General features: G+C 44.5%; 14 protein-coding genes. 7 read left to right on the forward strand and 7 right to left on the reverse strand.

The window, feature by feature from the left end; all coding sequences use genetic code 11:
- Positions 1-71: 71 nt before the first annotated feature.
- The 6 genes from rnm (at position 72) to E2K93_RS13565 (ending at position 4939) form a co-directional block, all read left to right on the forward strand.
- Positions 72-950: an RNase RNM gene (rnm, locus tag E2K93_RS13540; RefSeq protein WP_228445312.1), complete on the forward strand. Its 879-nt coding sequence runs from the start codon at positions 72-74 to the stop codon at positions 948-950.
- Between the two features lie 9 nt (positions 951-959).
- Complete coding sequence (locus tag E2K93_RS13545) at positions 960-1580, forward strand: L-threonylcarbamoyladenylate synthase (protein ID WP_135439615.1); 621 nt, start codon at positions 960-962, stop codon at positions 1578-1580.
- 12 nt (positions 1581-1592) lie between these two features.
- On the forward strand, positions 1593-2414 hold the full coding sequence (locus tag E2K93_RS13550; protein ID WP_135439616.1) for a segregation and condensation protein A: 822 nt from the start codon (positions 1593-1595) through the stop codon (positions 2412-2414).
- Between the two features lie 8 nt (positions 2415-2422).
- Positions 2423-3001 carry an SMC-Scp complex subunit ScpB gene (gene scpB / locus E2K93_RS13555; RefSeq protein ID WP_135439617.1) on the forward strand — a complete coding sequence of 193 codons (579 nt, stop codon included), beginning with the start codon at positions 2423-2425 and terminating at the stop codon, positions 2999-3001.
- A 38-nt stretch (positions 3002-3039) separates the two neighbouring features.
- Positions 3040-3912, forward strand: a complete 873-nt coding sequence (gene rluB, locus E2K93_RS13560) for a 23S rRNA pseudouridine(2605) synthase RluB (protein ID WP_135439618.1) — start codon at positions 3040-3042, stop codon at positions 3910-3912.
- A gap of 193 nt (positions 3913-4105) precedes the next feature.
- Entirely contained in the window at positions 4106-4939 is an 834-nt protein-coding gene (locus tag E2K93_RS13565) for an alpha/beta hydrolase (protein WP_228445314.1), read from the forward strand.
- 36 nt (positions 4940-4975) lie between these two features.
- Here the strand turns inward: E2K93_RS13565 and E2K93_RS13570 are convergent, their stop codons facing one another.
- From E2K93_RS13570 to E2K93_RS13595, 6 genes are all read right to left on the reverse strand, one after another.
- Positions 4976-5374 carry a hypothetical protein gene (locus tag E2K93_RS13570; RefSeq protein WP_135439619.1) on the reverse strand — a complete coding sequence of 133 codons (399 nt, stop codon included), beginning with the start codon at positions 5372-5374 and terminating at the stop codon, positions 4976-4978.
- Between the two features lie 41 nt (positions 5375-5415).
- Complete coding sequence (locus E2K93_RS13575; protein ID WP_135439620.1) at positions 5416-5910, reverse strand: methylated-DNA--[protein]-cysteine S-methyltransferase; 495 nt, start codon at positions 5908-5910, stop codon at positions 5416-5418.
- 72 nt (positions 5911-5982) lie between these two features.
- Positions 5983-7419, reverse strand: coding sequence for a DNA-3-methyladenine glycosylase 2 (locus E2K93_RS13580; protein WP_135439621.1), 1437 nt, complete (start codon positions 7417-7419; stop codon positions 5983-5985).
- A 220-nt stretch (positions 7420-7639) separates the two neighbouring features.
- Positions 7640-8203: a DUF882 domain-containing protein gene (locus E2K93_RS13585; RefSeq protein WP_135439622.1), complete on the reverse strand. Its 564-nt coding sequence runs from the start codon at positions 8201-8203 to the stop codon at positions 7640-7642.
- A gap of 312 nt (positions 8204-8515) precedes the next feature.
- Positions 8516-10279, reverse strand: coding sequence for a mechanosensitive ion channel family protein (locus tag E2K93_RS13590; RefSeq protein WP_135439623.1), 1764 nt, complete (start codon positions 10277-10279; stop codon positions 8516-8518).
- Between the two features lie 202 nt (positions 10280-10481).
- The gene (locus tag E2K93_RS13595; protein ID WP_135439624.1) at positions 10482-11468 is read right to left on the reverse strand and encodes a zinc-dependent alcohol dehydrogenase family protein; all 987 of its coding nucleotides are present in this window, start codon (positions 11466-11468) and stop codon (positions 10482-10484) included.
- 101 nt (positions 11469-11569) lie between these two features.
- Here E2K93_RS13595 and E2K93_RS13600 point away from each other — a divergent pair, with 101 nt between their 5' ends.
- Positions 11570-12460, forward strand: coding sequence for a LysR family transcriptional regulator (locus E2K93_RS13600; RefSeq protein ID WP_135439625.1), 891 nt, complete (start codon positions 11570-11572; stop codon positions 12458-12460).
- Positions 12461-12490: 30 nt separating this feature from the next.
- Here the strand turns inward: E2K93_RS13600 and norR are convergent, their stop codons facing one another.
- Entirely contained in the window at positions 12491-14077 is a 1587-nt protein-coding gene (norR, locus tag E2K93_RS13605; protein WP_135439626.1) for a nitric oxide reductase transcriptional regulator NorR, read from the reverse strand.
- Positions 14078-14097: the final 20 nt, after the last annotated feature.

Raw genomic sequence — 14097 nt, forward strand, 5'->3', positions numbered from 1 at the left:
TGCTTAGATACTTATCTTAATTGATAAACACCTAAAGTGCTTGATTATTTATAGGAAAACGTAAAACGACCATGAAGTCAATACAAAGCGCAGAAAATATGTCAGATGATTACAAATTAATACGCGTTGATTTGCATTCGCATACAACCTGCTCTGATGGACGTTTAACACCCGCTGAACTTGTCGAGCGCGCGACGACCTTCCAAATCGAGCAATTGGCCATCACCGATCATGATACCGTACAGGCATTTGCGCTAGCGCAAGATTATATCGAGCAAAAAGGATTAAAGTTGCGCCTGATCAGTGGTATTGAAATATCAACGATGTGGCAAAATTTTGAAATTCACATTGTTGGCCTTAATGTTGATACCCAACATCCGGCATTAACCGCTTTGATTGAACAACAGCAACAAGCTCGCGAACAAAGGGCGACGTTAATGGCTGAAAAACTGGCTAAGGCTGGCTTTGCTGATTGCTACCAACAAGCGAAGCAATACGCAGGAGATGGCACCATAACGCGGGCTCACTTTGCGCGGGTGCTGTTTGATCGCGGCGATGTCAGCACCATGCAAAAGGCATTTGATAAATATATCGGTAAAGGTCAACGCGCGTTTGTTAAGCCTCTGTGGTGTTCAATAGAACAAGCAATCGAAGTGATTAATCTCGCTGGTGGTCATAGCGTTATTGCGCATCCAATGAAATATAGCTTATCAACCAAGTGGTTACGTCGACTAATTGTTGATTTTAAAGCCGCAAATGGCGATGCTATGGAAGTGGCTTCGCCACAAATGAATGAGCAGCAACGTCAGTTGTTGGTCACACTCTGTAATGAGTATGGACTAGAAGCGTCTGTAGGTTCCGATTTTCATTACCCTAACCGATGGAGTGAGTTAGGGCGTAATCTGCAGTTAAAAAGTGATGTGAGCGGTATCTGGCGTCACTGGAATTAAGGAAATTTAATGAGTCAGTTTTTTTACATGCACCCTGATAATCCGCAGGTACGACTAATACGTCAAGCGGTGGCAATTATTCAGCAAGGTGGCGTAATCGTTTACCCTACAGATTCTGGCTATGCGTTGGGTTGCCACATTGGTGATAAAAAGGCCTTAGATCGCATTTGCCGCATTCGCGACATCAGCCGTGAACATAATTTTACCCTAGTGTGTCGCGACTTATCCCAGTTGGCGGAATACGCACGAGTCGATAACGCTAACTTTCGCATATTGAAAAACAATACCCCTGGTCCATATACCTTTATTTTTAAGGGCACCAAAGAAGTACCAAGGCGTTTACTTAATGCCAAAAAGAAAACCATCGGTATTCGCATACCGGAAAATAAAATCGCCCAAGACTTACTGGAAGAGCTTGGTGAGCCTTTGATGTCGACGACATTGATCTTGCCCGGTAATGAAATGGCTGAATTTGACCCTGAGCTTATCCGCGATAACTTAGAGCGACATGTCGATTTGATCCTTAACGGTGGTTATCTCGGTGAGAAACCGACAACGGTAATCGACTTTACTGAAGACTACCCGATAATTTTACGTGTTGGTGAAGGGGATCCTGAGCCATTTGGCTGATCGTCATTAACTATGGATAAGACCTCGGTAGCACTAGATAATAACAAAGGTGAAATGCTGCAACAGTTGTTGCCGTTGGCTGTGGTACATGGCGAAGCCGTTGTCGAGAAACCGCAAGACCTATTCATTCCGCCGGATGCCTTGGAAATTATTTTAGAAGCATTTGAAGGGCCATTGGATCTGCTGTTGTATCTGATCCGCAAACAAAAGTTCGATATTGTTGAGCTGCCAATAGCCGAAATTACTCGCCAATACATGGACTACGTTGAGCTCATGAAAGACTTAAAGCTTGAATTGGCGGCTGAGTATTTGGTGATGGCGGCGATTTTGGCAGAAATTAAATCGCGATTATTGTTACCAAAAACAGATATCGAAGACGAAGATGATGATCCCCGTGCTGAACTGATACGACGCTTGCAGGAATACGAGGTGATTAAGCAGGCCGCTGAACAAATGGATTTACTGCCGCGAATGGAACGTGATCACTTTGAAGCCAGTGCCAAGTTACCTGAGGGCTTTAAACCAAGATTGGTGGAAGCTGACGTCGATTTACAAGAATTGGTATTGGCGATGCAAGGGGTGATAAAACGCGCCGCGGCATTCGAACATCACCATATCGAACGGGAAAGTCTATCGACTCGCGAACGAATGAGTCTGATCCTAGCCAGTCTTGATAGACAGCGCTACAGCGAATTCAGTCAATTGTTTCAGCCAGAAGAAGGCAAGGCCGGCGTTGTAGTAACATTTTTGGCGATTTTAGAATTGATAAAAGAATCTATGATTGAATGCATTCAAGCCAATGCCTTTGGTCAGATACAGGTGCGTTTAAGGTAATAACAATAATGGCAAAAATTGAAGATGAATTTTTAAAATCTGTGGTTGAGTCGATGTTATTCGTCTCGGCAGTACCGTTATCGATTAAAACCATGCAAGAAACCTTGCAACAACAAGCCAGTATTTCAAAAAAACGGCTGCAAACTATTTTACAACAGCTGCAAAACGATTATGATGCACGCGCAATTGAATTGGTCGAAGTTGCCTCTGGCTATAGATTCCAAGCTAGGCAGCAATTTAGTGACTATATCGCTTTGCTTTATAAAGAAAAAGCACCGAAATATTCACGCGCCTTACTAGAAACTCTGGCGTTAATTGCGTATCGACAACCGATTACACGAGGCGAAATAGAAGATATTCGCGGAGTATCGGTAAGTAGTTATATAATTAGAACGTTACAAGAACGAGATTGGATACGCGTGGTTGGCCATAAAGAGGTCCCAGGGCGCCCAGCATTATTTGCTACGACCAAAGAGTTTCTGGATTATTTTTCCTTAAAATCACTGCAACAATTACCGCCATTGTTGGATATTAGCGACATCGACGTCGATGATAAGCAATCGCAAGCAGTGACAGAGGACGCATAACTTGCCGCGAAGGCAACGCACATGAATGAGAAGATTAAATGTCTGAAAAATTACAAAAGGTGCTGGCACGCGCTGGTAAAGGTTCACGCCGTGAAATGGAAGGTGTTATCAGCCAAGGCCGAGTCAGTGTCGATGGTAAGGTCGCGTATTTAGGCGATCGAGTTGATGGTACTGAGCAAATACGTATTGATGGTCACGCCGTTAAAATTGCCGATGCCGAAAGCCAACCTTGTCGAGTATTAGTGTACAACAAACCCGAAGGGGAAATGTGTACTCGTAAGGATCCTGAAGGTCGTCCAACTGTCTTTGATCGTTTGCCGAAAATTGATGGCAGTCGTTGGGTTGCCGTCGGTCGCTTGGATATCAACACCTCAGGTATGTTGATTTTCACTAATGATGGCGAATTGGCGAATCGATTGATGCACCCATCCCATGAAGTCGAGCGTGAATACGCGGTTCGTGTCTTTGGTGAAATAGACGAAGCCATGTTGCAACGTCTGCGTCATGGCGTAAAGCTTGAAGATGGCATGGCTAAGTTTAACAAAATCACCTACAAAGGTGGTGAAGGTCGTAATCATTGGTTCCATGTTGTGCTTACCGAAGGACGTAACCGTGAAGTACGTCGTCTTTGGGAAAGCCAAGATGTACAAGTCAGCCGTCTGATTCGAGTTCGCTACGGTGATTTGCAAATGGATCGTCGCTTACCTATGGGCGGTTGGGTTGAATTAGGCCTCAAAGACGTCAACTACTATCGCAAATTGGTTTCATTAACAGTGGAAACTCAATCGAAAGTGGCGGTAGATGAAAAACGCATTGACCACAATAAGAGCCGAAAAATTCGTAAGAACGTCAAAAAACATCAACAACGTCGTGCACAAAGTCAGACACAATCACGACGCAAACGCAGATAATATCTGTAACAAATTGATTTATATCACAGTTAAAAGCGTACCTAAGCAGTACGCTTTTTTTATGTCTGGCTTATGGTGTTCGCTTTAATTTGATCTTGTCGCGGTAATATTTGATTACACTGACTTTGCTTCTTGGCTGATAATTTGCCACAGTTGGCATCATATTATCCCTTTAACCTACGAGAGCGTCACCATGAAAGTGTTTGCCCTTCAACTCATTCAGGCGGTCATTCTGAGCATGGCAATGTTATCTAATGCACTGATGGCAGCCTCGCCGCAGCCAGCAGTAAATCAACATCAAAATCAACAGCAACCTCAACACCAGCAACAAACTTTTGTTGTCGTGCACGGTGCGACCGGTGGTGGTTGGGATTGGAAACAGGTGGCCAAGCAATTACGGGCAAAAGGCCATGACGTGTATCGCGTCACCTTAACCGGCTTAGGCGAGCGCTACCATTTAGCCAATGACTCAGTCAATTTGACCACCCACATAAATGATGTGGTAAATACAATTACCTTTGAACAGCTCGACAAGGTTGTTCTCGTCGGCCACAGCTACGGTGGCATGGTGATCAGTGGCGTGATGAATGAAATACCTGACAAAGTCAGCCACGCGATATTTCTTGATGCCTTGGTGCCGGCGCATGGAATGAATGCGTTGCAAATTTTGTCGATGAAATATGAAGACTTGCCGATTAAAGATGGTTTAACCTATTTTCCTTGGTTATCTGCTGATGCGCCGTATCCAAAAGACGTACCGCACCCCGCTAAAACATTATCGCAGCCGGTAACATTCAATAATCCTAAACTGGCTGATATCAACACTAGCTATATTGGCTTTGTGCCTCAAGGCAATTCGGTAACCGAGCGCAAACGTAATGATAAATCATGGCAGCTCGCAGAAAAGCGTGGCTGGACCATTCGTGTGTTTGCTGGCGATCATGTGGTTTATCGCATCAAGCCTGAGCAAATGGCGCAGCTGTTGATTGACAGCCTTAGCGATCGCAATACCAGCCCGAACAAATAACCATAAATAAACACAAATAACGATCGATAACGTAGACTAATCTTGTTGATGTTGCTCTTGTGGTGACTGATCTTTTGCCACTGGGGCAGGAGTGATTCGATAGGCGGCTTGGATAAATAACAGATGTTGTAGGTGACGCTTATTTTGGCGTTGCTGTATCCAGTCACTGGTAATAATATCGCGCTGTAACGCCGCTTCTAATACCCGTACTGGATATTGGCCATAGTAATGACAGCTCGCCTCGATGTGGCAGTCGTTATTAGGATATTGCTGGCAACGTTGCTCAACCAATTCTTGTTGTACATGGCTAAGCAATTGTGGCTTGATATCGGTCATCAGCCAGTCGATAAATCGGTTATAGCGCTTTGCTTGAACCAGTCGCCAACTCATCCAAACCAATAATGCCAACGCCAGTAACGGTAAAATCAAGTCCATTCATATCACTCATTAATATTGAGCTAAGCAGTATACGTTGCTTACGGCTTAAAATCAGCCCCTTCATGCATCAGCAATTTCGCTTTTATACCCATTCCGCCGGCATAACCGGTTAGCTTTTTATTGCTGCCGATAACTCGATGGCAGGGCACAATAATGGCGATTTTATTATTACCGTTGGCGCTGCCTACCGCGCGCACCGCTTTTGGGTTGGCAATCGCATCGGCAAGCTGGCCATAACTGCAGGTGGCGCCAAATTGTATCTTGGTAAGCGCATGCCATACATTTTGTTGAAATGCCGTGCCCGCTTGCGCGAGTGGCAGATCAAATAAGCGACGTTTGCCTTGGAAATATTCATCTAGTTGCTGCACAGCATTCGCTAAATGTTTTGGTGCGTCATCGTTTGCCAACTGATAATCAGCTGTCAACTTAACCGCAGCGGCGCCTTGTTGAAACGCAACTTCGACAATGCCGTGCTCATTAGCGACAACGATAACCTCACCGCATGGGCTTTGTATGATTTGATAGTAGAGCATGTTATTCCTGTTTCGCTGACAACCTAAGTGGGTTGATTTCTATCGCTATTAACCTATTGGTTTGTGTGTCTATTAATGTGCTAGCGAGTGCCATAAATAAATGGCTGCATAGGCACGCCAAGGACGCCATGCCTCGGCTTTTTGCAATATCTGTTTTGGCTTTAACTCGCCGCCTAAGGCTTTTATGATGCCTAAATCGGCCGCAGGGAACGCATCATTCATACTCAAGCCGCGCATCGCCAGATAATTTGCAGTCCAAGGGCCAATACCTTTTAATTCACATAACTGTCGTTCTAACTGCTCCGCAGACTGAGGTGCCACAAATAAGCGTTTATTATCCCGATAAAAGCTCACCCAACGCTGCAATGTTGCCATTCGCGTCGTGGTAATGCCCATATCATTAAATTCAGCATCGGCTAAGGCAGTCGGGCTTGGGAAGTAATGGCTAAGCCCTGTGGGTGAAGACTCAGAAGCGGTAAATGCTTGACCATATCGCTCGTTGATACGACTGGCAAGTGTGGTCGCAGCTTTCACTGTGATTTGCTGCCCCAGTATGGCGCGAATTGAAAACTCAAATACATCGAAACAACCTGGCAGACGCAAGCCAGGGCAATCGCTAATCACCTGAGCAAGTTGTCTGTCCTGGCCTAAATGCTCATTAACGGTATCAATATCGCAATCAAGATCGAACATCACTCTGATGCGTTTGAGTACTTGGCCTAAATACTGATAATCACTGAGTTGCAAATCTACTTGCAAATAATCCTGATCATGAAAACTGACTTTAAACCAACCGTGGCAAACACGTTGTTCATGGTCATCAAATAATTGCAGGGTACGGTGATAGGCATCATCAATCAACTCGACGCCGGGAATGATACGGGCTTTAAAGAAATTAAGCATCAAAGGCCAATTGTACTGGCCTTGATAGGCAAGCTTTATCGAGTACACATCATTACCACTCGCTTTGCCTTGTTTGCGAACTTGCGTAGGGCTGAGTTGATAATGCTGTTTAACGTTGTCATTAAAGCTGCGCAATGAACCAAAACCGGCGATAGTGGCTATATCACTTATCGCCAATCCCGTGTGCAATAACAAGGTGCGCGCGGTGATCAGTCGTTGGTGATTGATAAATTGCTTTGGTGAAACGGAAAGATTTTGTTCAAATAAACGTTGCAGTTGGCGTTCACTCAAACTCATTGTCTTGGCGAGCTGTGCGACGGTTAAATTCGGCTGTACTCGCAATAACTCAATGGCTTGTTCAATATGACTTGGCAATGGTTGATTCGGTGCAAGTTCTGGTCGACATCGTTTGCAGGCATTAAAGCCATTCACCTCAGCTTGTACGGCAGTATGGAAATAGCGCACATTTTGTTCGAGCGCTGGGCCTGCTGGACATGTCGGTCGGCAGTATATGCCGGTGGTGATCACGGCGGTGTAAAACTTGCCATCAAAGCGACGATCTTTTGATAATCGTGCTTGTTGGCAGATGTTGCGATCAAGTTGCATGCTCGAGCCTTTATTAATGATATTGACTCGATCATAAATCAATTACGTTGGCCATGCTCGCGAAAATGCGACATTAGCTGTAATTAATTGCTATTCGTTGAGAAGACTTTATGTGGTGCTGAATTGGGTTTTGATAAGCTTTTGATTCGTGCTTGATTCGTGTTTCGTCAACACTAATCAAGCGCCCACTCAATGTATGAGCAGAGCGCTTGTTTTGCGATTACCAACTGCGCACCCATGCGGTATCGATATGCACGAACCCTGAGCCTGGATAGTAACCAACGCCACCTAGTTTTAATGCCTTAGCGGCATCTCGTACTCGGCTTAGTTCGATGCCAGGAATGGCAAAATCAATGGCTTTGCCTTTCATATGAAAGCTTTTCTTCGCAACACCACCGCTGCGCTTGGCAAGCATGGCATTGGTTTTTGGCGAACGGTAACCGGAAATAATATGGATTTCTTTATCCGTGGCTAAATACTCTTGTATCTTGTGCAAGAATTCAAACAACTTAGGATCCATTCTGGCACTTTCATCTTGACGGTGATCACGCAAATTATGATTGAAGGCGGTCATCACATCACTCTGATAACTGCCATTAGCATAAAAAATGCCTTGCACACGTTCGCCGGTATGACGGTTGTATAAAGACAAACGTTTAACTTCATTGGTTACCGGTAACGATGCATAGGCTTTACCTGAAAACAAAGGTACCGTAGCACCAAGGGCAATCATGCCACTGGCTTTCTTAAAAAATTGACGACGTTGTGAACAAACTAAGCTCATACTACCTCTCAGTTCTATAGCGCATTATTATGTGTTTAAATTTTCGGCTAGATTAAGCAAAGGCTGAGATAAAAGCAATAGTGTAATCTTTGTACAGTAAAGTGTTACCAAAGGTAATCAAGGCTAACTTATTACCCTACTTAACAATTTTAGCTATTGATAGATACCGAATAAATTGTACCAATATTGTATCAGCAGCCAAAAAGCGCTATTAAATGCGACACTATAAGCTGTTAAACGCCGCCTTAAAGGGCGATTACAGTCGGATATTCAGCCTGTAAAGGGGGCGCTCGACTGGAGCTTACGGGCGGTTTAAGTAGGCTCTGAGTCTGGCTTGTCAGCACCCAGTTTGTGGATATAAACGTCTTGTTGTGGGTATGGAATGGTTATACCTTCTTCATCGAATCGTAGCTTCACCGCTTTGGTGATATCCCAATAGACATCCCAATAGTTATCGGTTTTGACCCAAGGTCTGACGATAAAATCAACCGAAGAGGTATTGAGAACGTGTAACTTAATTAACGCTTCCGGCATTCTTAAGGTGTCAGGGTGATTGGTTACAATCTCGGTTAAAATTTTCTCGGCATGCAATACATCATCGTCATAACCAATGCCAAACACCATGTCGACTCTGCGAATGCGCTCATGGGTTACATTCTTAATCACATCGCCCCAAATTTTACTGTTAGGGATCATTATCACCTGATTATCAAACGTACGAATGGTGGTGTTTACTAAACTCATATGACTGACTTTACCATCAACACCACCGGCAAATACAAAGTCACCAACATCAAATGGCTTGTATATCAGTAGCATCATGCCGGATGCCAAGTTCGATAAGGTATCTTGTAAGGCAAAACCAATAATAATACTGGCAATACCAAAACCGGCGAGCACCGGTGTCATGTCTAAACCTAATTGCGATAAACCAAACAATATACCGATCAACATGACGATTTTACCTGACATGGATACGATGAAGTCTTTCATCAATGTCGATACTTTTAGCTGGGTGCTGTCGGTCGCGCGACGAACCACAATGGCGGCCAATTTTGATAATTTTCTGGCGACAAAAAGAATCAGTACAAACATCAGCAATTTAAATAAGTAAGCCATGCCATTATTGACCAACCAGTCCACGGTTGAATTGAGGAGGCTTTTCAGTAACGAAAACAATACTTCTAGATTTAATAACTCGTAAGTAAATTCGCCAGTCGTTTCAAAAACCAATTGTTGATATTCGCTGGTCTCAATCTGTAAATCATCGGCAATGTCGATAATCGCTTGCATACCGCTAATGGCGATGCCTAGCCGTTGGGCAATGATAAGCTCGGCAACTTGTAATTTAGCTTTTTCTGAATCCGGGCTAACCGATATTTGTTCGTCGATAATAGCTTGCTGGCGGTTGTAGTAATTTATCGACGCCGATAATAGTCTTAAGCGCTGTGTTACGTCGGCCTGTAACACTTTTTGCTCGCTTTCAATAGATTGGCCAAGTTTGTTCAGCCAGTTAAGGTTTTCTATTCGCCATTTGTATATCAAGTCAAGATAGGAGTTCAATTCACGAAAATAATTAAGGATAACCAGCTTTTGTTCTGGCGTTTGCGTCGACAGTTCCTCTGTTAATGCTTCGAGTCGGCTGTTAAGAAAGTCTGAGGCGTTTTTGGCATAGCCAATTTGACCATCGATAAGGCCTTTAGCAAGCTGAGTATCGACGTTTTTATTGTCGATGGCATTATCGATGTCTCGGCGCAGCTCAATGTTTTTGTAAAATAACTGCAATTGTATCGCACCGGAGTCTTCACCTTTGGCATCTTCTAGGGTCTTGACCAATGCTTTGATTTCGGCATTTATGGTGTCTATTTTTTGCGAGAGTTTTTGGCTTTCACTCAGTTCTTTGTCGGACTTTTTATTGGCCTCGCTTGTGTCTTGCTTTGATGTAGATTGAGGTGCGGACTTTGCCGTTTGTTGCGCTTGCTCATTTGGTTCGGAGCTTGCAGCAATAGCCGTCGATGAAAACGAACAGATCAGTGCCAACAAGGTGAGGAAAATAATCGGCAGCGTTCTATTCATGTGATCTCGTCTATTATTGTTGCGCTATGACGTTAACTGTCAGCAGGAAGGCGTTATCCCTAGTAAAGAGTCTAGAACAATATAGATATTTTGCTGATTCCTTCACTAATTCATTGATTTTTAGACATTAAAAAAGCAGTCACTGTGACTGCTTTTCGTTTGAATTGCGCATGGCCGTTATAAAATAACTGAGCCGAGGTCGTTAGATCTCGATAACCACTTTGCCCATGCCTTTGCCACTGGTTAATCTATCTTGTGCTGCACCGGCTTGTTCTAATGTGTAGCGCTGCTCATCGACAATCACCTGCATATGACCTGCATCAATAATCTCTGCCAGTTTCGTCAAAATAGCGCCATGCTCTGCACGTTTATGATTATGAATCATAGGGATCAACATAAACACCACGTGCAATGACAATCCTTTCATGTGTGCCAGACTCAAATCTAATTCTAATAAAGATACCGTAGTGGCTATCTGGGCATTAAGTGCAGCAGCGTCAAATGAGTTCAACAGGTTAGCGCCGCCGACAGAATCAAAAATTGCATCAAAGCCATGGCCATTGGTATGTTTTTCGACATAGTCGGTAACGGTTTCATCACGGTAGTTGATGCCTGTTGCACCAAGTGTTTCGATCAGTTTGAGCTGGGTATCACCACCACCGGTTGAGTACACATCGGCACCTAGGTATTTTGCTATTTGCAACGCGATATGGCCTACACCACCCGCACCACCATGAACCAACACCTTTTGTCCAGCACTGACATTTGCGCGACTGAGGCCCTCATAGGCGGTAATGCCCACTAGTGGCATTGCAGCGGCTTCTCGCATAGAGAGACTTTTCGGTTTATGAGCAATTAAATCGGCATCTGCCAACATATATTCCGCCATGGCACCGGGCAAATCCGCAAGCCCGCCAGCACAACCATAGACCTCATCGCCAACCGCAAAATTATCAACACCATCGCCTACTGCGGTAACTGTGCCGGCAAAATCCATACCCAATACCGCGGGCAGGGCGGGAGAAAATGGCAAATCACTGCCCATTTGACGAATCATATTATCGACGGTGTTAACACTGGTCGCAGCAACATTGACCAGTACATGTCCTGATTTTACTTGTGGTGTTGCCAGTTCGGCCGATTCGAATACATCACTTTCACCAAACTGGCGAATAACCATAGCTCTCATTTATTTATCCCCTTAATTGAAACTAGGATTGCAGTATAGTTTTTATCTGTTATTTTTATAATTGGTGTATTTGAAGAATCAGTTTTTAGATTTTATTGATAATGAATATTGAGCATTTAAAGTTATTCATCCGCGTTGCCAGTTTGAATAATATTAGTTTGGCAGGTAAAGAGCTTAGTTTATCGCCTGCGGTAGCCAGTACCTATTTGAATAAGCTTGAGCAAAGCTTGGGGATCAAGCTAATCCATCGCACCACAAGACAAGTTTCTTTAACAGAAGAAGGCAAGACTTTCTTGCCACATGCAGAAGAAGTGGTTGAGGCGGTGCGTGGTGCTCGTGCCTCGGTAGGATCTGCGAAGGACTCGCCGCAAGGCACTTTGCGAGTTACTGCGTCGGCATCGTTTGCGCGAATGCATTTGATCCCAGCGTTAAAGGGCTTTATGCAGCTGCACCCAGATCTCATAATTGATATTCGTATGAGTGACAGCATCATTGATATGGTCGAAGGTGGTTTTGATGTGGCAATTCGTAATGCCAATCTTGATGACTCGTCATTTAATGCGAAAAAATTAGCAAGCGATACGCGAATATTGTGTGCCTCGCCGGACTATATCGCCGAGTTTGGCGAACCGCAAACTCCACAGCAATTAACGCAACACCAATGTATCAATTTGGCGGGGATCCATCATTGGGATTTCGTTACGCCGCAGGGGACAAAACGTTTTAAACACAGTGGCGCCTTGCGCATCGATAACGGTGAGGCGATACGAGATGCGTGTGAACAAGGCATCGGCATTACCATTTGTTCAAAATGGTGTGCTTATCAGCAATTACGCTCTGGCACCTTGGTACAGGTGTTAAAAGACTACCCGTTAGTCAATGACACGGCAATTTGGGCTTTGTATCCAAGCAGTCGTTTATTGGCCCCCAAAGTCAGAGTCTTTGTCGACTATTTGAGTGACCATTACACAAGCCAACCGTATTGGCAATAAACGCCTGTGTTCAAGCTAGCTAAATAAGCTTTAGCTGACTTGCTTGCTGATCACGATATTGAGTCGCTTGGCAAGTCGCTGCAAATTCGCTCTATCAATCTGCAAACGTTTTGCTGCTTTACTCCAGTTACCTTGCTCTTGCTCTAACACCTGCTTAATAAGTTGTCGCTGGTAGCCATCAAGGTGTTGTTTTAGGTTTATCGACTCAGTGGCAGGGTTAGGTGCCGAGTCGATGACCGTATTTTGCGAAACAGTATTTTGCGCAACGGTATTGCCCGCGACATTGAGCAACTGTTGGCAATCAGTGCTTATGATGGTGGTTATCTTGCCGGTTGCACGAGCACTGGCTGATAAGGCAGCACGATTAATGAAATGCTCCAGTTCGCGAATATTACCTGGCCAGTCGTAATTGCCCATCATGGCAATAACCTCGCTATCAATGCGCAGTTGGTTGATGCCAAGTTTGCGCTTGAGTGACTCAATAAAGTAACCCGCCAGTAAATCAATATCCGATAACCTGTGCTGCAATGCCGGAACGTGGATCGGATAAACGTTCAATCGGTGAAACAAGTCGCTTCTAAAGCGGCCGTGTTCGACTTCGGTTTTCAAATCACGGTTAGTGGCGGCGATAACTCTTACATCAACATTGATGATGCTGTCCTGTCCAACCTTTTGAATTTCATTGCTTTGCAATGCACGCAGTAATTTGCTCTGTGCCGCCAGAGGTAATTCGCCTACTTCATCAAGAAATAAGGTACCGCCATCGGCGACCACAAATTTACCGGCACGATCTTTATCAGCACCAGTAAATGCGCCTTTGACGTGACCGAATAATTCACTTTCAATAAGATTTTCTGGTAGTGCGGCACAATTAACGTACACCATGGTGTGCTCGGCTCGTTTTGACTGCAAATGAATATTGTGTGCAACCAGCTCCTTACCCGTACCACTTGCCCCTTCAATTAACACCGAAAAATCAGACGGCGCGACAAGTTGTATTTCCTGTTTCAATTTAACCATTGCTTCGCTGTTACCAATCAGCTCATATTGATGTTTGGCGTCATTGTGTACGTTGAGTTCAGCCATGACTTGTTGTGAGTGCTGGTATCTGCTTTCAAGCAATTCAATATTCAAGGCATTATTGAGACTGACCGCTGCCATAATCGCGATGATTTCCAACGTGCGTTCTGGAATGTCATCAAATACATTCGGCGTTAACGAGTCTAGGGTTAATACGCCAATCAGACGTTCATTAAAGCTCAGTGGAATACCCATACATGCATGCACGGGTAAGTCGCCATCGCGATCGAGTAACAAGCCATCATATGGGTCTGGTAGAGGGCAATCGCGGCTAAATCGAACCACTTTATCTGACTGGCTGATTTGTTGCAGGCGAGGGTGCTCCGAGGTTAGAAAGCGCCTGCCCAACACATCTTTACTCAAACCTTGCTGTGCTAACGGCACTAACACCTCTCCCTTAACCGCCAGTAGTGCGACGGCTTCACAGGCGATGACTTTACGTATGGTGCTAAGCAGTTGATCAAAGCGATCTTTGGCATCTAGGCTGCGTGCCAAGTCCAATGACAGTTCAAGTAATGCGGTTTGCGATATATGCATAGAACACTAATGTGAGTCGT

This window comes from Thalassotalea sp. HSM 43, from assembly GCF_004752005.1.
Taxonomy (GTDB): domain Bacteria; phylum Pseudomonadota; class Gammaproteobacteria; order Enterobacterales; family Alteromonadaceae; genus Thalassotalea_A.